This is a genomic window from Aeromonas salmonicida subsp. salmonicida (assembly GCF_001643305.1).
GTDB classification, from domain to species: domain Bacteria; phylum Pseudomonadota; class Gammaproteobacteria; order Enterobacterales; family Aeromonadaceae; genus Aeromonas; species Aeromonas salmonicida.
The window spans coordinates 29,102-49,963 of sequence record NZ_LSGW01000060.1; the positions used below are offsets into that span (position 1 = coordinate 29,102).

Annotated in this window: 23 protein-coding genes and 2 pseudogenes; 9 read left to right on the forward strand and 16 right to left on the reverse strand. The window is 57.7% G+C overall.

Annotated elements, in window-relative coordinates; genetic code table 11:
• Both gmk and AXW79_RS09905 read right to left on the reverse strand, forming a co-directional pair.
• Positions 1–627 carry a guanylate kinase gene (gene gmk, locus AXW79_RS09895; protein ID WP_005319469.1) on the reverse strand — a complete coding sequence of 209 codons (627 nt, stop codon included), beginning with the start codon at positions 625–627 and terminating at the stop codon, positions 1–3.
• A gap of 299 nt (positions 628–926) precedes the next feature.
• The gene (locus AXW79_RS09905) at positions 927–1,994 is read right to left on the reverse strand and encodes a glycosyltransferase family 9 protein (RefSeq protein ID WP_020379606.1); all 1,068 of its coding nucleotides are present in this window, start codon (positions 1,992–1,994) and stop codon (positions 927–929) included.
• 173 nt (positions 1,995–2,167) lie between these two features.
• Between AXW79_RS09905 and AXW79_RS09910 the strand changes: the two genes are divergently transcribed.
• Positions 2,168–2,881: a 3-deoxy-D-manno-octulosonic acid kinase gene (locus tag AXW79_RS09910; protein ID WP_005319464.1), complete on the forward strand. Its 714-nt coding sequence runs from the start codon at positions 2,168–2,170 to the stop codon at positions 2,879–2,881.
• Between the two features lie 70 nt (positions 2,882–2,951).
• Entirely contained in the window at positions 2,952–3,812 is an 861-nt protein-coding gene (locus AXW79_RS09915) for a GGDEF domain-containing protein (protein ID WP_005319463.1), read from the forward strand.
• Here AXW79_RS09915 and AXW79_RS09920 read toward each other — a convergent pair.
• Positions 3,809–4,663, reverse strand: coding sequence for a carboxylate/amino acid/amine transporter (locus AXW79_RS09920; RefSeq protein WP_005319462.1), 855 nt, complete (start codon positions 4,661–4,663; stop codon positions 3,809–3,811). The genes AXW79_RS09915 and AXW79_RS09920 overlap by 4 nt on opposite strands.
• A gap of 42 nt (positions 4,664–4,705) precedes the next feature.
• Here AXW79_RS09920 and AXW79_RS09925 point away from each other — a divergent pair, with 42 nt between their 5' ends.
• Positions 4,706–4,999: a DUF6314 family protein gene (locus AXW79_RS09925; protein ID WP_011898210.1), complete on the forward strand. Its 294-nt coding sequence runs from the start codon at positions 4,706–4,708 to the stop codon at positions 4,997–4,999.
• A 156-nt stretch (positions 5,000–5,155) separates the two neighbouring features.
• Here the strand turns inward: AXW79_RS09925 and AXW79_RS23310 are convergent, their stop codons facing one another.
• A complete protein-coding gene (locus AXW79_RS23310) occupies positions 5,156–5,317 on the reverse strand; it encodes a hypothetical protein (RefSeq protein ID WP_005319457.1) in 162 nt (53 codons plus the stop codon).
• Positions 5,302–6,201, reverse strand: a complete 900-nt coding sequence (locus tag AXW79_RS09930) for a DMT family transporter (RefSeq protein ID WP_005319455.1) — start codon at positions 6,199–6,201, stop codon at positions 5,302–5,304. Before AXW79_RS09930 ends, AXW79_RS23310 begins: the two co-directional genes overlap by 16 nt.
• 91 nt (positions 6,202–6,292) lie before the next feature.
• Between AXW79_RS09930 and AXW79_RS09935 the strand changes: the two genes are divergently transcribed.
• Entirely contained in the window at positions 6,293–7,267 is a 975-nt protein-coding gene (locus AXW79_RS09935; protein ID WP_005319453.1) for a LysR family transcriptional regulator, read from the forward strand.
• Here the strand turns inward: AXW79_RS09935 and trpS are convergent.
• Positions 7,246–8,259, reverse strand: coding sequence for a tryptophan--tRNA ligase (trpS, locus tag AXW79_RS09940; RefSeq protein ID WP_005319451.1), 1,014 nt, complete (start codon positions 8,257–8,259; stop codon positions 7,246–7,248). The genes AXW79_RS09935 and trpS overlap by 22 nt on opposite strands.
• 191 nt (positions 8,260–8,450) lie before the next feature.
• Entirely contained in the window at positions 8,451–8,885 is a 435-nt protein-coding gene (locus tag AXW79_RS09945) for a universal stress protein (protein ID WP_005319449.1), read from the reverse strand.
• Between the two features lie 377 nt (positions 8,886–9,262).
• Between AXW79_RS09945 and fabV the strand changes: the two genes are divergently transcribed.
• On the forward strand, positions 9,263–10,450 hold the full coding sequence (gene fabV / locus AXW79_RS09950) for an enoyl-ACP reductase FabV (RefSeq protein WP_005319446.1): 1,188 nt from the start codon (positions 9,263–9,265) through the stop codon (positions 10,448–10,450).
• A gap of 63 nt (positions 10,451–10,513) precedes the next feature.
• Here fabV and AXW79_RS09955 read toward each other — a convergent pair.
• Positions 10,514–12,210: pseudogene (locus AXW79_RS09955) on the reverse strand (diguanylate cyclase domain-containing protein).
• Positions 12,211–12,407: 197 nt separating this feature from the next.
• On the opposite strand from AXW79_RS09955, the gene ftnA reads away from it, so the two are divergent.
• From ftnA to AXW79_RS09975, 4 genes are all read left to right on the forward strand, one after another.
• Positions 12,408–12,932: a non-heme ferritin gene (gene ftnA / locus AXW79_RS09960; protein ID WP_005319436.1), complete on the forward strand. Its 525-nt coding sequence runs from the start codon at positions 12,408–12,410 to the stop codon at positions 12,930–12,932.
• Positions 12,933–13,133: 201 nt separating this feature from the next.
• Entirely contained in the window at positions 13,134–14,318 is a 1,185-nt protein-coding gene (locus AXW79_RS09965) for a BaiN/RdsA family NAD(P)/FAD-dependent oxidoreductase (protein ID WP_005319435.1), read from the forward strand.
• Positions 14,319–14,426: 108 nt separating this feature from the next.
• Entirely contained in the window at positions 14,427–15,065 is a 639-nt protein-coding gene (leuE, locus tag AXW79_RS09970) for a leucine efflux protein LeuE (protein ID WP_005319433.1), read from the forward strand.
• 119 nt (positions 15,066–15,184) lie between these two features.
• Positions 15,185–15,793 carry a LysM peptidoglycan-binding domain-containing protein gene (locus AXW79_RS09975; RefSeq protein ID WP_005319430.1) on the forward strand — a complete coding sequence of 203 codons (609 nt, stop codon included), beginning with the start codon at positions 15,185–15,187 and terminating at the stop codon, positions 15,791–15,793.
• A 52-nt stretch (positions 15,794–15,845) separates the two neighbouring features.
• Here AXW79_RS09975 and AXW79_RS24130 read toward each other — a convergent pair whose 3' ends face one another.
• The 8 genes and pseudogenes from AXW79_RS24130 to AXW79_RS23200 all read right to left on the reverse strand — a co-directional run.
• Entirely contained in the window at positions 15,846–16,127 is a 282-nt protein-coding gene (locus AXW79_RS24130) for a hypothetical protein (protein WP_005319428.1), read from the reverse strand.
• 15 nt (positions 16,128–16,142) lie between these two features.
• Positions 16,143–16,523: pseudogene (locus tag AXW79_RS24135) on the reverse strand (fimbria/pilus periplasmic chaperone); the annotation flags it as partial.
• A gap of 4 nt (positions 16,524–16,527) precedes the next feature.
• Positions 16,528–17,481, reverse strand: a complete 954-nt coding sequence (locus AXW79_RS09985; RefSeq protein ID WP_129712459.1) for a hypothetical protein — start codon at positions 17,479–17,481, stop codon at positions 16,528–16,530.
• Positions 17,478–18,146 carry a hypothetical protein gene (locus tag AXW79_RS22850; protein WP_129712457.1) on the reverse strand — a complete coding sequence of 223 codons (669 nt, stop codon included), beginning with the start codon at positions 18,144–18,146 and terminating at the stop codon, positions 17,478–17,480. The genes AXW79_RS09985 and AXW79_RS22850 overlap by 4 nt, the downstream gene beginning before the upstream one ends.
• Positions 18,147–18,167: 21 nt before the next feature.
• Positions 18,168–18,833 carry a CS1-pili formation C-terminal domain-containing protein gene (locus AXW79_RS23735; protein ID WP_227534393.1) on the reverse strand — a complete coding sequence of 222 codons (666 nt, stop codon included), beginning with the start codon at positions 18,831–18,833 and terminating at the stop codon, positions 18,168–18,170.
• Complete coding sequence (locus AXW79_RS23740; protein WP_227534394.1) at positions 18,794–19,495, reverse strand: hypothetical protein; 702 nt, start codon at positions 19,493–19,495, stop codon at positions 18,794–18,796. The genes AXW79_RS23735 and AXW79_RS23740 overlap by 40 nt, the downstream gene beginning before the upstream one ends.
• Positions 19,479–20,489, reverse strand: coding sequence for a hypothetical protein (locus tag AXW79_RS23745; protein WP_011898215.1), 1,011 nt, complete (start codon positions 20,487–20,489; stop codon positions 19,479–19,481). Before AXW79_RS23745 ends, AXW79_RS23740 begins: the two co-directional genes overlap by 17 nt.
• A gap of 36 nt (positions 20,490–20,525) precedes the next feature.
• Positions 20,526–20,862, reverse strand: a 337-nt coding sequence (locus tag AXW79_RS23200) for an EcpB family pilus assembly chaperone (RefSeq protein ID WP_043150845.1), incomplete at its 5' end; no start/stop codon positions are given.

Here is a 20,862-nt window from a genome sequence, read left to right on the forward strand (position 1 = left end):
CTATTCTGCCAGTAGCTGTTGCAGCAAGTTTTGTTGTGCCTGCTGTTGCTGACGCATTTCCAGCCGTTGGCACTCAATAATGGCCCTGAGTTGGAACAGTGCCAGCTCAAAGTCCTTGTTGATAATGACATAGTCATACTCGTCGTAGTGCACCATTTCGGCAATGGCTTTCGCCATCCGGCCGGCAATCACCTCGGCGCTGTCCTGACCGCGCCCGATCAGGCGCTGTTCCAGCTCGGCGCGGCTGGGGGGCAGAATGAAGATGGATTTGGTCGGCATCTGCTCGCGGATCTGGCGGGCGCCCTGCCAGTCGATGTCGAGGAAGACGTCGATCCCCTGAGCCAGGCAGGCTTCAATGGCGGCGCGAGAGGTGCCGTAATAGTTGCCAAATACCTCTGCCCACTCCAGAAAGTCACCGCGATCGATCAGTTCCTTGAACTCTTCCACCTGCACAAAGTGGTAGTGCACCCCGTTCTCTTCGCCGGGACGAGTGGCGCGGGTGGTGTGGGAAACCGACAGTTGCATCTTGCCAGCCGGGTTGTGTTTGGTCAGCAAGGCATTGAGCAGGCTGGATTTACCCGCCCCGCTCGGGGAGGAGATGATATAGAGAGTGCCTTGTTGCGCCATGTCATTACCTTATTATCTAGAGCTGCGTTTTGGTTGTAGCAGAGGCCGCCGTCTTGTGCCCGAAAGGGAGACAGCCAAACGCAAAACGCAGGAAATTCTTGAGTCGGGAGGATGTAAAGGCGGCGAATTTTATCAGAAGGCGGCGGATAAAAAAACGGCTGGAATCATATTCCAGCCGATCAAAGTATTCGTTGCTTGCTGCGGGAGCGTAACCCACATCGGCTGCCATTCTGCCCCGCAGGCGGGACAGGGGCCATCAGGTTATCCCTGCCTCATGGCTCGGAATTTCCGAATCGCCCTCAGCCGGGCAGGTGACGATCGGCGCAGAGCCGGTCAAAGGTGGCGATGACCCTCTCAATCCCTATCTTGCCCATGGCATCCGGATCCTTGAGGCGGGTGCGCCAGCCGAGCTCGGCCAGCGGCTTGCCGGTTTCCTGTTCGATCAGTTCCTGATAGACGCTGACCACGTAGTCACGGCACAAATAGGGGCCGGTGCGAGCCGGATTGTGGTGGGCGTAGAGGCCGATGACAGGTGTGCCTACCAGGGTTGCCATGTGGGTGGGGCCCGTATCCGGGGCCAGCACCAGGCTCGCTTCACCAATCAGGGCCAGCAGCTGTTTGAGGTTGGTCTGCCCCACCAGATCCACCGGTTTGCTCTGGCTCAGCCGCTGTATGTCGGCCGCCAGATCCCGCTCCAGTTTGGCCGGGCCGCCGCACAGGTAGACCTGAAAGCCCTTGTTGGCCGCGTGATCCGCCAGCGCAGCATAGCCTTCGGCAGTCCAGTTCTTGAATGCCTTGCTGGCGGCGGCGCAGATGAGCAGAGTCGGTTTGCCGCCGATTTTCTCCCTGGCCCAGATTTTATGTTCGGCGCTGATGGGCAGTTGCCAGTCCGGCGTCAAATCCTTGATGCCGAGCTCTTTGGCAAAGGCAAGGAAACCGTCCAGTACATGGGGAGACGTGGGGGAGGGAACCCTGTGGTTGGTGAACAACCACTGACCGTCGTTGGCGCGCGCCTTGTCGAAACCGAGTTTGACCCTGGCCTTGATACCGAGCGTCGCTATGCTGGCGCGCATGGCCGCCTGCAGGTGGAGCAGCGCATCGAACTTGCGTCCCTTGAGGGTGCGCCACAGGTCGAGATAACCGCGCCAACCCTTGCTCTTGTCAAAGGCGATCACCTCGACCCCGGGCAAGTCGGCAAACAGGGTCGCTTCGATTTTGCCGGTGATCCAGGTGATGCGAGTCTGGGGCCAGGCCCGCTGGATGACGCGCACCAGCGCCAGCGCGTGGCAGCAATCCCCGATGGCGGAGAGCCGCAGTATGCAGATAGAAGAAGGCGGCGTTTGGAACAGCGGCATGATGTGGCGCAATGGTGGAAAAATGGATGGATGGCATTATGCAAACTCCCCTGTGGATTGTAAAATTGCGCGCAACTGGCAGCCGGTACCGGCCCTGCTCCTAACAAGGTGCACGGGTCCGTGCTGGCAAGCCGCCTTATCGTGAATCGAACCATTGCGATTACTGACCGACCGGAATCACCAAGATGCGAATACAGACCGAACACAACCAGATCTGCTGGTACGCCGAAGGGGTTTTTCGTGACCCTTCTCCCGAGCTGTTTGATCCGGCCTGGTGGCAGACACATCGCCAGGTGGTGGGTTCTGCCATAGGACGCGGTGTGACCTGGTTCGTGAAGGATGAATCCCGTCATCTGGTGCTGCGTCATTACTATCGTGGCGGCATGGTGGGCAAGGTGGTGCGGGATCGCTTCTGGTTCGAGGGGGTGGAATCCAGCCGGGCCATGGCCGAATACACTCTGCTGGCCAAGTTGAGCGAGCAGGGCTTGCCGGTGCCGCGCCCGTTTGCGGCCCGCATGGTCAAGCAGGGCCCCTTCTATCGCGCCGATATCCTTATCGAACGCATTCGCGGTGCCAAGGACCTGGTGGCCCTGCTCAAGCAGGGGCCGATCGCCGACCAGGTGTGGCACAAGGTAGGTCAGACGGTGCGCCAGCTGCACGATGCGGGTGTCTATCATGCGGATCTCAACAGCCACAATCTGCTGCTCGACAAGGAGGGCAAGGTGTGGGTGATCGACTTCGACAAGGGGGCGATCCGTTCCCCGGGCAGCTGGCAGCAGGCCAATCTGGAGCGGCTGCAACGCTCCTTCAGTAAAGAGTCCCAATTGCACACCAGTTTTCACTTCGTGCCGGAAAACTGGCAGGCGCTGATGAGCGGTTATCAGGGAAAAGCGAGTTGACCCTGTTGCTCGGCGCGAGAGCCAATGTTACTTATTGAGCAGGTATTCAGATTCGGTTTCGAGGCATTCGATGGACATGCTCAAGGCTCCCCTGAGGGAAGTGGTCACCCGGTTTGATCCGACGCTGATGGCGGATGCCATGGCTCTGCTGGAGGCGGGACTCTGGAGCTGGAGCCCGCAACAGGGTGTGCAGCGGGATCTCTCCTGTCTGCGTCTGCTGGGATTGAATGAAACCGGTCTGGACGATCTCGGCTGGCTGGAACGGGTGCATCCCGACGATGTGGCTGTGCTGCAGGAGGCTCTCGCTGCCTGTCAGAGCGGGCGAGTGCCCCAGATCCGGCTCGAGTACCGCATCCTGCATCACGACGGTCATTACGTTCGGCTGGAAGAGCGGGCCCGGCGCGATGTTCACGGTCAGGTGTTGGGGGTGGTGCGCCTGCTCGAGTCACAGCCGGTGGCGGAAGAGCGGCATGGCACGGATCCCCTTACCGGACTGGAGAGCCGAAGCCACTTCGAACAGCTGCTCGACGAGCGGCTGGCGACCGAGAGCGGCAGTTTCAGCCTGTTGCAGTTTACCGTCGACCACAGTGCCAAGATCCAGCAACTGTTTGGCGAAGCGGCCTGTGATGCCATGCTGGCCAAGCTGGCGCGCATGGTGCGCCACGAGCTGCGGCGGGAAGATCCCTTCGCCCGCTGGGACCAGGACGGTTTCATCCTGATGCTCTCCCAGACAGATCGCTTGAGTGGCCTCGAGATTGCCGAGCGATTGCGCCTCGAGATCGCCGATGCCAGCCTGCTGCCGCAGCGGCCTGTGACCGTCAGTGTCGGGCTGGTGCAGAGCCAGGCCGGCGAGCATATCGATCACTTGCTGGCCCGGCTGGCGACCTGCCACGGTCAGGCCAGACGGGAGCACAATGCCGTCGTTGGTTAATGCTTGCTCACGCTGGCGCGCTGACAGATCCAGAGGGAGGCCAGCATCAGCAGGCCGCCAATGGCCAGCCTGGCGAGATTGGTATCCTTGCCCCAGATCAACAGATTGACCAGCAGGCCCGCCGGGATCAGTGCGTTGTTCATGATGGCCAGCACACCGCTGCTGACCTTGGTCGCGCCCTTGTTCCACAGGAAGTAGCCGAGGCCGGAGGCTCCCACCCCCAGCCAGAGCAAAATGCCCCACTGTAGACCGGAAGTCGGATACTGCGGCTTGCCCAGCAGCCACCAGGCGGGCAGGGCGACAGCCAGTGCTCCCAGATAGAAGCAGCCGAATACCGCCTGCTGTGGCGGTTGCTGTGCTTCCCGTGCCAGCAGTACCTTGTAGCCCACTTGTCCCATGGCGAAGCTGAGGTTGGCACCCTGCACCACCAGGAATCCCAGTACATAGCTTTCGGTCAGCCCGTCGAAGCGGATGACGGCTGCCCCCAGCACCGCCAGCAGGGCGCCCCACAGATAAACAGGCTTGAAGCGGCGCTCCAGCAGGTCGTGCAGCAGGGTGACGTAGAGGGGGGTGAAGATGGTGAACACCAGCACTTCCGGCACCGTCAACAGCAGGAAGGACTGGTAGTAGAACAGATACATGATGCCGAGCTGGATGGCGCCGAGTCCCATCAGCTTGAGTGCGAAATCAGGCCGCAGCCAGCGGCGTCTGAGGAAGGGCAGAAACACCAGACTGGCAAGGACGATGCGCGTCAGCACGAAGAAGTAGGCATCCACCTGGCCGGCGAGATAGACCCCGATCAGGCTGAAGGAGAATGACCAGAGCAGGGTAACCCCTATCAAATAGTTCATGTGTTTGATTTATCGTCAGTTGTCAATTTTGAGGGCGCTATGATGGCCGAGATGGAAGCTGTGATCCAGCGTTTATGGCACCAGTTGCCACAGATCCGCGCCTTTGCCTTCGAGGCAAGCAATGGTGCGGGTTCCGCGACTGACTGGTGTGGTCGTGGTGAGGGTGATGTGGAGGTGACCGATCATCAGGGGGGCTGGCTGACCGCTGAGCCGCATCTGTGTGGCCAGGATCATTACAGTGCCGAGCTGACCGAGAGCGACAGTGGTTTTCTGCTGAGCTGGGAGATCACAGGCCCGCGCAAGAATGAGCGCCTCAGTTATCGCTACCTGAGGTGACCCTCACGTCGGACACCTGTCCAATGCAAGAGCATGAAAATGCAGAAATAAAAAAACCGGCGCAGAGCGCCGGTAGAGGGGACAAATCGGAGGTTTTTTTAAAACGGTCCCAAAAACAGGAGAGATACACTCTCGTCACACATTCAGAGATGGATGTCAGACACTCAACGCATAGCTCAGCATGGCTTGCAGCTTGCTGTCGAAGAACCAGGGCAGTAGCACCATCAGCAGGCCGAGCAGGCCGGCCAGCCGGTGGCGATATTGCCAACCGGCAATCAGCACCAGGCCACCACACAAGGTGGTCAGGATGCCTGACATAGGGCAGCCTCCCGCTGGGCGCGTCGTTGCTGTGCCCACTGGTTCAGCGCGACCGAGCCCAGGATCAGGGCCAGTGCCACACCCGTGGTGGACTGGATTTGCTCGCCGAGGAACATGGCACCCAGCATGACGCCGAACAGCGGCACCAGATAGTTGCTGAAGGAGGCAAAGGTCGGGCCCGCCTTCTGGATCAGCGCCATGTAGAGGAAGTAGACCAGACCGGTACAGAAGACACCCAGCACGACAACGGCGCTGATGGCATGCTGGCTCGGCATGGTGAGCGCACTCAGATCGGTCAGGAAGGGGGCCGCCAGCATCAGCTGGATAGCCGAAGAGATCAGTATGTTGCGCGCCACCACCACAGGGTGGTCCTTGGCGAAGCGCTTGATCATCAGCAGGCCGATGGCAAAGCAGCTGGCCCCGAACAGTATGGCCACGGCGCCGAGCAGGCCGGCGTTCATGCCGTTGGCCAGTTTCGGCCAGAACAGCACCAGCACACCGATGAAGCCGATGATCACCGAGACCAGACCGCCCTTGGTGATTTTTTCACCGGAAAGCAACAGAGGGGCCATCAAGATGGTGACAAAGGGGATACAACCCATTACCACGGCGGCGATGGCGCTATCCACATACTGTTGACCCCAGGCCACCATGATGAAGGGCAGGGTGGCATCGAGCAGGGCGATCAGCATGTAAGTGCGCCATGGTGTGTGCTCGCTCTTGAGACGCATGAACAGGCAGAGCAGACCCAGGGTCAGGCTGCCGCACAAGGCTCGTCCGGCCGCCACCATGATGGGGGGCAACTCGGTCACGGCCTGATGCATGAAAATGAACTGGGAGCCCCACAACAGGCCAATCGCCAGCAACAACAGATAGCTACGCATGTTAATCTCCGATGTAATTCGCCAGCGCATTCTATGCAATCTGCTACTATGCCAAAAATGAATTGTCGTCATTCAACTATGGCAGATATCGATGGAACTCCCTCTCTCCCGCCTCGACCTCAACTTGCTGACCGTGTTCGACATGCTGATGCAGGAGCGAAACGTCACCCGCGCCGCCGAGCGTCTGCACCTCTCCCAGTCCACCGTCAGCCACGCGCTGGGGCGGTTGCGGCAGGCGCTGGATGACCCCTTGTTCGTCATGAGTCGGCGCGAAATGATGCCGACCGAGCGAGCCAAGACCTTGGCAGGACCCGTGCGTCAGGCGCTGGCCATGCTGGAACAGGGATTGCGGCAGGCGGAGGGGTTCGATCCCGCCAGCGCGCGGCGGATCTTTCGCATCGCCACCCCGGGTTCGGTGGAGCACGGCCTGGTACCGGCGCTGGTGGAACAGTTGCACCGGCAGGCACCACACTGCCGGCTGGAGGTGTGCGAGCTGGCAGACAGTGACTACGAGCGGGAGCTGGAGAAGGGGGAGCTGGATCTGGTGATCGGGTTCGCCGATGCCAATCACTTCTCGCCCCGGCTGTGGCGCGAGCCCTGGTTCAACAACCCGCTGGTCTGTTTGTCACCGCTGGGCAGTGAGTTGCCCGAGGTGCTGGGGCCTGCCGAACTGGTCAGCCGCCCTCACATCCATACCTCCAGCTGGGGTCACAGTCAGGCCATGGTGGATCTCTGGCTGGCCCGTTTCGGGGTTGAGCGTGAGCTGGGGGTGCGGCTGCCGAGTTTTATGGCGGTACCGCCCCTGATGGCGACCGGCCGCTACCTGGTGGTGGTACCCGAGATGATAGGGCGCCACTTCTGCCGCTACTACCCGCTGCGCCTGCATCAGCTGAACCCGGAGATCCCCATCGTCTACCTGATGGCGGGCCACCCGCTCACCGCCCATGACCAGGCCATTGGCTGGTTCAAGGGGTTGCTGCACCGACTTGCCTTCGAGCGCTATGGCGCGGATGCGCTGGGCAGTGTGGCCCAGCGCAGTGCGGATCAATCCAGCCCGGCGAAGTAATCCAGCCCCATGGCACTTTTCACCTCCGCCAGCACCTCGTCGGTGAGCGCACGGGCCTGCAGCGTGCCTTGCTGCAACAGCTGCAGCAGCTGACGCTTGTCGGCAAGCGCTGCCTGTCGTCGCGCCCGCATGGGGGCGAGCAGGGTTTGCAGGCAGTCGTTCAGCACCTGCTTACAGCGCATGTCGCCGAGCCCGCCGCGCTGGTAATGGACCTTCATCTCCGCCACCAGCATCTTGTCGGGATGGAAGGCATCCAGATAGGCGAATACCGTATTGCCCTCCACTTGACCCGGGTCGCTCACCTTGAGGTGATTGGGATCGGTATACATGGCGAACACCGCTTGCTTGACCTCTTCCGCTGACATGCCGAGCTCTATGGTGTTGCCGAGGGACTTGGACATCTTGGCCTTGCCGTCTATGCCGGGCAGACGGCCGGTGTCGCTCAGGATTGGCTGGCACTCTGTCAGCACCTCTTTACCCACCAGAGCGTTGAAGCGGCGGACTATCTCGTTGGTCTGCTCCAGCATGGGCAGCTGATCTTCACCCACAGGCACATGGGTGGCGCGAAAGGCGGTGATGTCGGCGGCCTGGCTGACCGGGTAGATCAAAAAGCCCGCCGGCAGGCTTCGCTCGAACCCTTTCTGCTGGATCTCCGCCTTGACGGTGGGGTTGCGCTCCAGTCGGGCGACGCTGACCAGATTGAGGTAATAGGTGGTGAGCTCGGCGAGGGCGGGCAGGGCGCTTTGCAGGCAGAAGGTGGTCTTTGCAGGATCCAGGCCGGCTGCCAGGTAATCGGCCATCACCTCCAGCACGTTGTCGGTCACCTTGGCCGGATTGTGGCCGTTGTCGGTCAGTGCCTGCAGATCGGCGATCATCACGAATTGGCGGTAGTGGTGCTGGGCTTCCACGCGCTGACGCAATGAGCCGACGTAGTGGCCTATGTGCAGTTTGCCGGTGGGACGATCGCCGGTCAGTATGATGGGGTTGTGCATGTCACTCTCTCCAGTGGGGTGGACCGGGAGGCGACAAAGGGCTCAAAACAATGACCGCCTCTCGGCGGTCACGGTGTTTTCTTTGGGATATTTTACATAGAAAAGCAGTGCCGCCTGTTTAGAAGCAGCACCACCAGTAGTTGTGATTGAAGATGGTCATATTCATGGCAAATAAAACTACGCCAGTTTGATCACTTCTGCAAGGGAACGACCAGCAGGTCGCAGGGTACCGTATTCATCAGCTGACGGGCACTGGAGGTAAGCAGGCTCCAGAAGCTTTGACGATGTCCGCACACCAGCAGGTCTATCTGGTAATCCTTGACCGCTTGGTTGACCCGTTCGCTCAGATCACCGCAGATCACCAGCTTCTTCTCGATGGGGTAGTCCACCGAGGCCAGGAAGGTCTCCAGCTTCTCTTTCGCTTCGGCGATCACTTGATCCTGCACGTTGTCGATGTCGATATCGATCATCTCGGTGTAGAGATCCTTGAGGTCCACATCAACATGGATCACGGACAGCTTGGCGCCGTTGGAACGGGCCCGATCCACCGCCTTCTCGATCACCTTGCGGTTATCTTCCGACAGGTCGATAGCGGCCAGTATGTGTTGGTAATAGGTTCCATTCATGGGAATTCTCCTCACTGATCCTGAGTTCACTATACCAATGTCTGATGAAACTAAAATGGCGTTCTCGACACAGTTTTGGGATTTAAATGAGTTTCTTATGGGGCTTCTTCTATGTCATGCGTCATAAATTGTCTATAAATCGAACAGGGGTTTGACCTGAGTCACACCCCTCGACTTGCCCGGCGAGGGTGGCAGGCATAGGATGTGCCCGTGCTTCGCAATGAACACAAAACAATAAAAAGCATCTGAATACCGCTTTGGGGAGCCTCGCGCTCCCTCTTGTTTTTCTGCCTCCTTACTGCCCATATCCCGCCCGACATCAAGGTAATCCGCAACTTCTTGGTTATGCTGTAGCCAGTTCCTTTGGAGATCCCGTCATGATCATTCATCCCCAGATCCAGGGTTGCGTTGCCCGCAACTGTCATCCCATCGGCTGTCGGGCCGCCGTGTTGCAGCAGATATCCAGCGTCAAAGCTGCGGGCAGTTTCAACGGGCCCAAGCGGGTGCTGGTGCTCGGTGCCTCCTCTGGCTTCGGGCTGGCTTCCCGCATAGCGCTGACCTTCGGGGCCGGTGCCGATACCGTCGGCGTCTCGTTCGAGCGAGGCCCGTCCGACAAGGGGCTCGGCAGCGCAGGCTGGTACAACAATATCTGGTTTCGGCAGGCGGCGGAGCAGGAGGGGCGAGTCGCCGTCAACCTGATAGGCGATGCCTTTTCCGATGCCATGCGCCAGCAGGCCATCGACAGCATTCGCCAGCAGCTGGGGCAGGTGGATCTGGTGATCTACTCGCTGGCCAGCGGTATCCGGGTATTGCCGGATGGCCGTCAGGTGCGCTCCGCACTCAAGACCACAGGCCAGCCTTTCAGCGGCTGGGGGCTGGATCTGGAGCAGGACAAGCTGGTGCAACAATCCCTGGCGCCAGCCACCCCGGAGGAGATCCGCGACACAGTCACCGTCATGGGCGGCGAGGACTGGCAGCTCTGGATGCTGGCGTTGCAGCAGGCAGATTGCCTCGCCCCCGGCGCCCGGACTGTGGCCTACTCCTACATAGGCCCGGAATCCACCTATCCCCTCTATCGGGACGGCACTATCGGCTACGCCAAGGAGCACCTGCATGCCACCGCCGAGGCCATCAACCTGCAACTGGCAGAACTGGGCGGCCACGCCTGGGTGTCGGTCTGCAAGGCGCTGGTGACCAAGGCTAGCGCCTATATCCCTGTGCTGCCGGTTTACCTCGGCTTGCTGATGGGGGTGATGAAGGAGCGCGGCGTGCACGAGGGCTGCATCGAGCAGATGCAGCGGCTGTTTGCCAGCAAGATGTACGGGCCGCAGGGCGTGGTGGCCGATGGCAACCGGCTGATCCGGATGGATGACCACGAGCTGGACCCGGCCATTCAGGCCGCCGTCTCGACACTCTGGTCCAAGGTGACGCCGGACAACTTCCATACCCTGGGGGATTTTGCCGGCTTGCGGCAGGATTTCATGCAGCTCAACGGTTTTGAGCTGCCCGGTGTCGACTATGGGGCGCCGGTGGATGTGGCGTCCCTGACCGAGCTGGTGCCCTGATCCCGCCCGGCTGGTCAAGTTATCCTGGTTTCATTCTGCGCGGGTGGCCGTGCTCACTGACCGTCAGGCCACGCTGCTGGTCAGTTCATCCTGCGCCGAAGGGGTTGTCGCCAATATGGTCTGGTTGCGGCCCTGGCGCTTGGCTTGATACATAGCCATGTCGGCGCGGTGGATCAGCGGGCCAAGCCCCTCATCAGCCTCTGAACGCCCCGCTATGCCGATGCTGATGGTCATGTGCGGTGTGTCCAGCTGGGAAATCCTCAGGCGTAACTGCTCTGCCAGGTGCCAGCAATCCTCTGCCGCCAGTGGTACCGCCACCAGAAACTCCTCGCCTCCCCAGCGCCCTATCAGCTGTGCGTCCGGGGCCCAGTCGCTCAGCTCTCGCGCCAGCCGCTGGATGGCCCGATCACCCGCCTGATGCCCGTGTCTGTCATTGATCTGCTTGAAGTGATCGATATCGATGATGAGCAGGGTGAGCGGGTCTTCCAGTTGCCACTGGATGGCAAGCCGTTCCAGCAGGGCGCGGCGGTTTGGCAGCTCGGTCAGCTGATCGAAGGTGGCAAGCTTGTAGAGGTGGCGTGAGCTGCGGTGCAGCCTGTGGGTGGTGATGCCGAGCAGGAGCAGGGCGCCCGCCAGCAGGCCGACCAGCATCAGCTGGTAGTTGCGGGCGCTCTGTTGGTGCAGCAGCTGCTGGCGCTTGCGCTCGTTCTCCTCTTGCAGCACCCGGTTGTTGGCCTCGCTGCGGGCCAGATCCATCTCGGCCTGAAAGGTGGCGGCATGCTGGCTTGCAATGCCTTGCTGCCGGCGCTGGGGTGGCCCTGGGACGTCAGCAGTTGCAACGCCAGCTGTATCTCTCCCCGGCCCTGCAATGCCTTGACCCGTGTCTCGAGCAGGCGTTCCCCCGCATCCTGATATCCCAACTGCTGATAGAGTGCCTGCGCTTCGTCCAGACTGCGCAGGGCTGCCGTCCAGTCACCCTGGGCGTTGAGCGCCATGGCCTGATAGCCGAGGATGATGGCGCGGTAATCCGGCGCCAGATGGGGGGTAGCCAGCAGGCTGTCAAGCAGTTGTCTGGCCTGGGTGGGGCGATCAGTGTCTATGTAGAGCCGTGCCATGTTGGCTTTGATGATGGTCTGGCTGTTTGGCTCGTCCAGCTGCACCATCTGCTGAAGGGCTTCCCGATAATAGGTTTCCGCCTCTCTGGGCAGACTCAGGTCGGCATAGAGGTTGCCCAGGGTCATCAAGAGGCGGGCTGAGTCCAGGCGGGCAACCGGTTTGTCTCGTGCGGATTGCTTGAGGCGAAAGGCAGTCTTGAGTTCGGCGATCGCCTCTTTCAACTGCTGGGTGCGATAGAGTGCCAGCCCGTTCAGGGCATGCCATTCAGATGCTTGCATTGGGTGGTCGATAACGGCGGGTTTGAGCCGGGCCAGCAGACGGAGGGCTTCATCAGGTGCCTCTGTATCCAGGATCAGGGCAACCTCTTGCAGCTGAAAATCCAGCAGGCGCAGGGGTTGCTGCTGGGCACTGGCCAGCTCGCGGGCTCTGGCATTGTCGAGCAGGGCCTGCGGATAGTGACCCAGGGCTGCCTGGGCCAGGGCTCTGGCATAAAACAGCTCCATATCCTGCTGCGGGTTGGCATCGAGGCGTTGCAGATAGCCGACGGGATCGCACGCCGCCTGCAATTCAGCCTCTTCCAGCAAGGAGGGAGCGGCCTGCAACTGGGTTATCCAGAGCAGTGCCAGTGCCGTTATGAATCTCATTGAATCCTTTCCCTGACCACTGGCGCCATCATAATGGCTGAATCAACGTACACCATGTTTCTTTGCTTCTCTATACCTGTATGGGGGATAGGATGAGGCGAAAAACGGTCACAACTGAGCAGTTTGACCGCCGTATCTGGTTGATTCGTGTTAAAACAGTGGCGACAATCGTGATCAAATCACAGTGGAGAATCAGCATGTTGGCAAAAGCCATGATCGAGAAGTTGAACGAGCAGATTAATCTTGAATTCTATTCCTCCAATCTCTACCTGCAGATGAGCGCCTGGTGTGAGGACAAGGGTTTCGAAGGTGCCGCCACCTTCCTGCGTCAGCACGCCGTCGAGGAGCGCCAGCACATGGAGCGTCTGTTCACCTACGTGAGCGAGACCGGCGCCATGCCGATGCTGGGCGCCATCGATGCGCCTCCCCACGAATTCAAATCCCTGGGCGATATTTTCCGTAACACCCTCGAACACGAATATCACATCACCCAGTGCATCAATGGCTTGGCTCACGTGGCATTCACCACTCAGGACTACTCCACCTTCAACTTCCTGCAATGGTACGTGGCCGAGCAGCATGAAGAGGAGAAGCTGTTCAAGAGCATCGTCGACCGTCTGTCGCTGGTGGGCGAAGATGGCAAGGGTCTCTACTTCATCGACAAGGAGCTGGCCGAGCTGGCCAAGGGTGCCCCCGCCAGCGTCATGGATGGCAACGCCTGATAGTCGTGGACACTTAGTGTTCACCCAGTACAATAACGGCCCCTTTATGGGCCGTTTTTTGTTTTTTACGAGTTGCCGTTGCGGTGGTTCTTGCCGGGCACAATAACGGTTCTTTTTATGGGCCGTTTTTTGTTTTTTATGAGTTGCCGTTGCGGTGGTTTTTTTGGTCGCGTGTTTGGCCGTCTGATGAGTAGGGCAGTGATGATGCAAGTGGATGTGGTGGTGATCGGGGCCGGTGCGGCCGGTTTGATGTGTGCCCAGCAGGCGGGTTATCGCGGGCGCTCCGTGCTGGTGCTCGACAACGCCAAGAAGCCGGGTCGCAAGATCCTCATCAGCGGTGGTGGTCGTTGCAACTTCACCAACCATCAGGCCGGGCCCCACGCCTTCCTCTCGGGCAATCCCCATTTCTGCAAATCGGCACTGGCACGCTACACCCAGCAGGACTTCATCGACCTGGTGGACAGGCACGGGGTCAACTACCACGAGAAGACCCTGGGCCAGCTGTTCTGTGACGAGAGTGCCAAGGAGATAGTCGATGTGCTGCTCACCGAGTGCGACTGGGCTGGCGTCACCCTGCAGTTCCAGACCGAGATCCTGTCGGTCACCAGGACCGAGGCCGGTTTTGTGCTCGGTACCAGCAAGGGGGAGGTGAGCTGCCACTCTCTGGTGGTAGCCACTGGCGGCCTCTCCATGCCCAAGCTGGGCGCGACTCCCTATGGTTTCAAGCTGGCGGAGCAGTTTGGCCTCAATGTGCTTCCCACTCGCGCCGGTCTGGTGCCGTTTACCCTGCATCAAGCCGAGAAAGAGGCCTTTGCCGATCTGGCGGGTGTCAGCCTGCCGGTGGCGGTGACCGCCGAGGATGGCACCCGCTTCAAAGAGGCCATGCTGTTTACCCATCGCGGTCTCTCCGGCCCCGTCATACTGCAGATCTCCTCCTTCTGGCTGGCGGGGGAGAAGATCCATATCAACTTGCTGCCCGAGCTGGATATTCCTATGGCCCTCAAGGCATGGGCGCTGGCTCATCCTGCCCAGGAGTTGAAAACCGTGCTGGGTCGCGAGTTGCCCAAGCGTTTCGTCGACAAGCTGGTGGAGCTGGGTCAGCTCAATAGCAAACCGATGCGCCAGTACAACGAGCGAGAGCTGGAGGCCATCGCCACCCTGCTGGGGGATTGGCAGATACTGCCGAACGGCACCGAAGGCTATCGCACCGCCGAGGTGACCCTGGGCGGCGTGGATACCAACGAGCTCTCCTCCAAGACCATGGAAGTGCGCAAGGTGCCCGGTCTCTACTTCATCGGCGAGGTGGTGGACGTGACCGGCTGGCTCGGGGGCTATAACTTCCAGTGGGCCTGGTCTTCCGGCTGGGTGGCCGGCCAGTACTGCTGATCTGCGACGGCCCTGTTCCCGGCGGCAGGAAAATTGGTATAGAGTGGCAGTTCACTATTTTATCCGGCGGGGCTGCCTGCCTGTTCTTGTTTGCTGGCGAGGTGGGAGATGTTTGAGAGTCTGGGTGTCGTCAATGTCTGGACCTATCTGGTCGGTCTCTTTTTCATCATCATAGCGCCGGGCCCCAACTCCCTTTATGTGCTGCGCACCGGGGCGAGCCGTGGCGTAGGTCCCGGTTATCGGGCGGCGCTCGGCGTCTTCGTCGGCGATGCCATCCTGATCTTCTGCGCCTACCTGGGGGTGGCCTCTCTCATCCGTACCACGCCCCTGCTGTTTACTCTGGTGCGCTACCTCGGCGCCATCTACCTGCTCTATCTGGGGGTGAAGATACTGCACGCCAATTTTGTCGCCAAGCGGGAAGGGCAGGAGTCGGTGGTGGACCCGGGCGAGCGTTACTTCTCCAAGGCGCTGACCCTGAGCCTCACCAATCCCAAGGCGATCCTGTTTTACGTCTCTTTCTTCGTGCAGTTCATCGATTTCAACTATGCCCACCCCTGGCTCTCCTATCTGGTGCTGGCGGGCATGCTGGAGGCCATGAGCTTCGTCTATCTGACCCTGCTGATCTTCGGTGGCACCCTGATGGCCCGCTTCTTCCGCCAGAGACAAACCGCTGCCCGCCTCGGCAATGGCCTCATTGGCCTCTTCTTCATGGGATTTGCCGCCCGGTTGGCGACCCTGTCGTCCTGAGCTTTCTACCTGATGATGCCGGGGACCAGCTGCGTAAGGCCATTCTGAAACTGGATGGCCACCCTTGTTAGGGGACTGACGACCTGATCCAATAGGGTTTTTTGGATCCCGTTTCACCCATGGTGCGTCAATCTCTACTGCTGCTGGTCATGTTGACCACGACTCCCTTTTCAGCGGCCACCGAAACCTTCTCGTTCCAGAGTTACCAGCAAGGCGTGCTGCGCATGACGTTGATAAGTCCGAGTCTGGATGGGGAGTTGCTGCTGCGCCGTGGTGAGCAGTTTGAGCCTCTGAACAACATAGTACTGGAACGGCTTTTCACTTTGCGGGTGGCACTGCCCTGCCAATGGCTGACGGACGGCAGCATTCTCTATTGGTCTTTACCGGGGCGACCGCTGCTCAGTGTAACCATTCCTGCCCAGTCCTGCGTCACTGCACCTTCGGCGCCACCGCCACTCCCACCGGTTCTGATATATGGAAAGCAGGGTAAATGTCTGATCGACACAGGTGGGAATACTTTGTGGCGAGTGGCAACCGAGCTTGCCAAACGCAATCGAGCCAGTATCTACCAGAACGTTTACGCCATTTTTGTTACCAATAAACGGGCTTTTGCCGGCGAGGATATCCACCGCTTGCGCAGTCGCAGACTCTATTGCCCCGATCCCGCACTTGTTGACCATATAGAGCCAGAGCATGCCAGCCGGATGTTCAAAGAGACGGTCAGGTAGGTACGGGAGACGGTGTTCTCTTGACCGCAAGTTCTTTAGTCGAGAGCAAGGGCTAATCTGGCCAGCAGTCCTTGCCAACTGCGATGAAGCGTGACTGATAGACGATCAGCTTCTGGTTGCCGGACTGACTAATCTTGGTGTTGCGATAGGTCTCGCCGGGCAGCAGGTACTTGCTGTCGGCTTCAATGTCAGACTGCTCACAGCCTTGTTTGACCATAAACTCGAAGTAGGTATTGCCGGTGTTGATGATGTTCCCCACTGTCTGATTGAGCTGGTATTGAAAATGGACCTGGCGTGGGCGAACCACCAGAATGGACTGTAGGGCCAGTTTCATCTCTTGGGTCCCAGTGGCTGCAGTATTTTCCTTCGTCGCCAACTGTGCTGCGGGTGATTCAATGAAGGTTAACCAATAATATCGCTCCTGATGGTCTGGCTCTCCCTTATAGAATATTTTGACATTCTGCTGTTGTCCGGCTCGTAGCACAAACCGCTTTGGTGAATATAAAAGCTCCCCTGCCGGCATGTCTATCGGCAGACCATTGACCGTTGGATTTGTAATTTTTTTAACCTGTACTTCATATATCTTAGTTGTCTCATTGTTGTTGGTGACTGTCTTGGTCAAAAAGTCAATTGAGGGTTCCATTATGGTGGTGGCAGACCCTATATCTATGGCAAAAGTTGGCCAAGAAAAAGCTATTAGTGTCAGCGCGTTGAATGGTTTTCGCATCATATTTTCACTTCCACACGCTTTTCACACTGATGGTACCACTTTGATACACTTCCCCTTCCCACTGCTCCCCCCCAACTGTCTGATTGACACTCTTGGGTCTGAGGTCAAATAGCAGACTGATGTCATAGAAGCGGATAGCCCCCGCAACACTATCGGATTCTGCCCATGGGATGGATGAGCGAGTTTCAACTATGCCTAATTTCCTTAGGTCCAATGGTGTGCCATCACAATAAACTTGAGCAAACATATTCTTGAATGAGCCAATTCGGTCAGTAAATTGTATTTTAGCCGGAACTTCAACAGCCATGCTCTGAGTGACATTGTTGGGTGGATAGAAAGTACAGTTTTTATTGAATGGTGAGCCCATATCTTGCCTAATAGATACTTCCAGTGATTCAGAGGGAACACTGGCTGACTCAGTGATCAGATATTCGAATTCGAGTTTGTCGCGGCCCACTGTGCCGCTTTTAACCGGGTGGGTTAGCCCATTTTTTTCTCTGATGGCTACTGACATCTGTCTGCTGGTAAAATTGACATCTGTGGAGCCTTTTATCTCATAGAGGCCGCTGCCCGGATGAAGCTCATTGTTTACAATCAAGCTGAACATGTTGACCAGGCTTCGAGGGGGGGGGATCTTAGAAATCTCTTTTATCACATTCTTTGACATGAAGATATAAACAGTATTTGACTTGTGCAATTGGCTGAAAGGCATCTTGGAGCCCTGCTTATACCAGGTGTTCTTGTCGGTGCTTATTTGAAAGTCACTCTGTGAGAGAGAGGCCAATCTACTGTCTTTAATACCGGGTGTGAGCGACAGCATATCGATATTTATAGATGAGGCCAGAGTCAGTTCATGGGTCAGGAAGCGGCATGCAACACCTTGGTTACCCGCGACCACCGATGATTCACAGTCACGGGAACTGGGTAAAATATAAAATTCGCCGTTATTTGAAATCATGATGTCAACGGACACCGGACTATTATATAGGCGAAGATGACCTTCCTTAATAAAGGTGACGTTTTTTTATGCCAGCGGTTGTTGTTAGCGTCAAGACTACTGTATGTTGTGCAGTCGGCTTCCTTCAGGAAAGTCGCTGTCCAACAGTAATTTATATTGGTGGTGAATTTATTTCCTACTGGCATTTTATTAAGGTGGCTCATGTACCCTTGGCTTATTCTGGGGTTTATCAGGCGCGCATCCCTATCCTTGATGACTAGACGAAACCCATCCGTTTTAATTAAGGTGTTGCCTGCTTCAAAGATAGATGATTGGCTGCTGCTCTGATATTTCCAGCAATGCAAGCCTAAGTAAGGGGAATTCACCACAGGGTTATCTTCCCATACCTCTATGTTGTACACGAAACCCCATGGTACACCGGGGATGGTTCTATCTTCACCATCAGAAAGATATGACAGGTCCCCGTGATCAGGATGAGTTGTAAAGTTACTTGAACCTGTGATTCTAGCTCCATTTGATAGTGCGCCAATATAAATATTATCTCTATCCTCCACGGTAATAAATTTGCTTTGCGCAGGTGGAAGAATAGTGACCTTGACCGCATGCACAGTCGGCGAGATTAAAAATATTAAAAAAATAAATAGGCTTGGTCGCTTTATTGTCATCTTGATACCTGTGTAAAGTAATCATCTCATTACGTAACTTTCCAGCCCTTTGCACAGAACATCACCCACCCAGGCTGCTCCTGTGTGACTTGAAAGATCCATATCCGCTTCGCAAAATTTATCGCCATGTTTAAACGTTAGTGTTGGATGATTTTTATCAACATCCAAAGAAAATTCACCGGCGGCATTCGTCATGGCTGTGCCGATATGGTTGTCGATGCGAGCGTTGGCCAGCGGGTTGCCATCTTCGGCCCGTATTATGCCGAAAACGGTGACCATCTCTTTGATGGTGCTGCTTGCATCCAGGGTGGCAACGTTGCCGGGAAACAGGGTGTAACGCTGTTTCCCGGTATTGATGTCATAACTGTCTCTGCCCGTCTTGCTGTTAAGGAGTTCGATTTCATACTCCTGATAGGGCTGCAGGGCCAGAAAGGTCTGTTCCCCCAGTAAGGGGTAATCCTGGCCATTGACTTTGGCCAGCATCTGCCCGTCTTGGCCGAGCCCGGTCTGGACGACTATGCCTGAACCTGCGGTACTTTGATGGGAGGCGAGGAGCGATCCATCCGCAGTGATCAGTGCACCACGAGCAATGAGGTTGCCGTTGACATCACCGCTCTCTCCACGCCCCAAGGTCATGGTGCCGCCTATCACTCTGTGCTCGAAACCCAATGTGCCAGAGAGCGCCATATCGCGGTCATCGCGTTAAACGATGCCAGGTTGATGACGCCATCCATCCGTTGCTGGTAGTTGAGGTTTGCCGTCGTCTGACCTTGCTCATTGCTGCTCATGCCCAAGCTGAACAGGTTGTCGAATGGAATTGAGTAGTCAAGCGTGATGCTCTTGTTATTGAAGTCATTGAACACACTGCCGTCGCTTTGCAGACTGGCACGCAGCGACAAATTGCCGTACCGACCCGCATAGAGGTGCTGGTAGTAATCCATAAAACTGCGATCACGGCTCATCTGACTGTCGTGAGTGGTATTGAATGTCAGATGACCCAAGCCAGTGACCCATCCCCCCATGTTGAGCGTGATGCCTGCGGAATAAAGCTCGCTCTCGCCGACCGTCAAGGCGTTGCCAGTTTTCAGTTTCTCCTGGCTGACCCAGAGCGAGGCATTGTCATGGGCTTGTAGCGAGAGGCTGGAAGCAAGGCGCCATGAATGATCGGTGGCCAGCATGCTTTGCAGCTGGGCAGTGATTTGATCGGTTGCCTGCCAGCTTGTACTGGCCTCTCCGACGGCTGCGTCCTTGAAGCCATAGGCGGTGGTGGCCAGTTCGAGCGTCTCCAGTGTGCGGGCCAGCGAGAGGCCAAGCAGGGGAGAATCGCCACCCTCATGGGAGTCTTCCATTACCCCCCCCCCACCATTGCCATCCCCACTCCTGGGTGAATCCCATCCTGCTGCCCAGTTTGGTGACACGCTGGGTGCTGGTGTCGGTCAGGCGTCCGTCCCGATAGACACGGACTTCGCCGTTGGCTGGCATAAAGACTTGTATCGGGGTGGTGGACTGGTTGGCGTTCTGCTTGCGAGATTGGGCCTGGTTACCATAAGAGGCACCATAAATACGGCCAGTGGTCAAACCTGTCACCACGCCCAATGTTTGCAAATCCCACGTCGACACCATGCCGGCTGCGACGCGACGATCATCGAAATCCCGTTCATACATGGCACGATAGATATCCCCGCTCTGCTCTGGTTCACCGAGGTTATAAAGCGAGGCATTCATGGCTAGGTGATGCGACCCTGCCCCGACCATGCTGTCCAGCTGCAGGAAGTTGGAATCGCTGTGACCGCCGCTCCTGTTGCGGGCAAATGAGTAACCCAGGTTGTAGCGATGCACCCCTGTCAGCGTATCGACGGTTGGAGTCAAGGTGATGCGATCGTCTTGCTGCTGTGCCTTGCCGAATGCGGCTCGGGATACTCGTATGGTCAATAACATGGCAACCAGGTCAAGCTGCATGCTGGCATTGTCATCGATCAGCAAGGTACCGTCCGTAGAAAAGGTGCGTATCTGCTCACTGGCTAGCATGGCGGTCAGCTTGTCGTTCAGCAGGGCCTGTTGTTGGCCGACACTGAAATCAATGTTCAGTAGATGCAGCTTGCCGCCCTGCAGCAGCAAGGTGGCATTGCCGATGGCCTCATCGGTCAGCGTATCAATCTGATGGTCGGCATCTGCATATTGAAGGCGGACGGGCACAGCAAGACCGTCCTGCAGTGCCTGGACAAAGCTGACAGGAATGAGAACATTGGCAATGCGCAGTGGTATCGCAGTGTCGGCGCGAGCCGACATTGCCAGAAAACAGAGCACCACAAGCAGGCCGGAGGCAGCGATCGGGAGGGACATATGGGTTCCACAATCTAAAGCTCAAAAGAATGAGTGTTACTTGACGACCACGAATTCAGGTCCGAGCCAGAGGCCAAGGTGGCTCTTGTCGTGATGGATGTTGACACGCTTGAAGGCCCTGTGTTTGCCCGGCAGGTCGTAATAGGTCTCTTTGCACTGCTCGCTTGGCTTGTCGCTGCACACGCCATACGCGACGACCCGGTACGAGGCATTGCCCCGATTGATAAGCTCGCCGTTCTGCAATGCATAATCAAAGTGGCTGCGACGTGGGGTGACCACCAGAATGGTGCCAACGATGGCAGATGTGGTGGCAACGGCCTGGCGACGTTCATTGCGCAGCTCATCCATGGACAGGTGCATATTCCGGCCGATC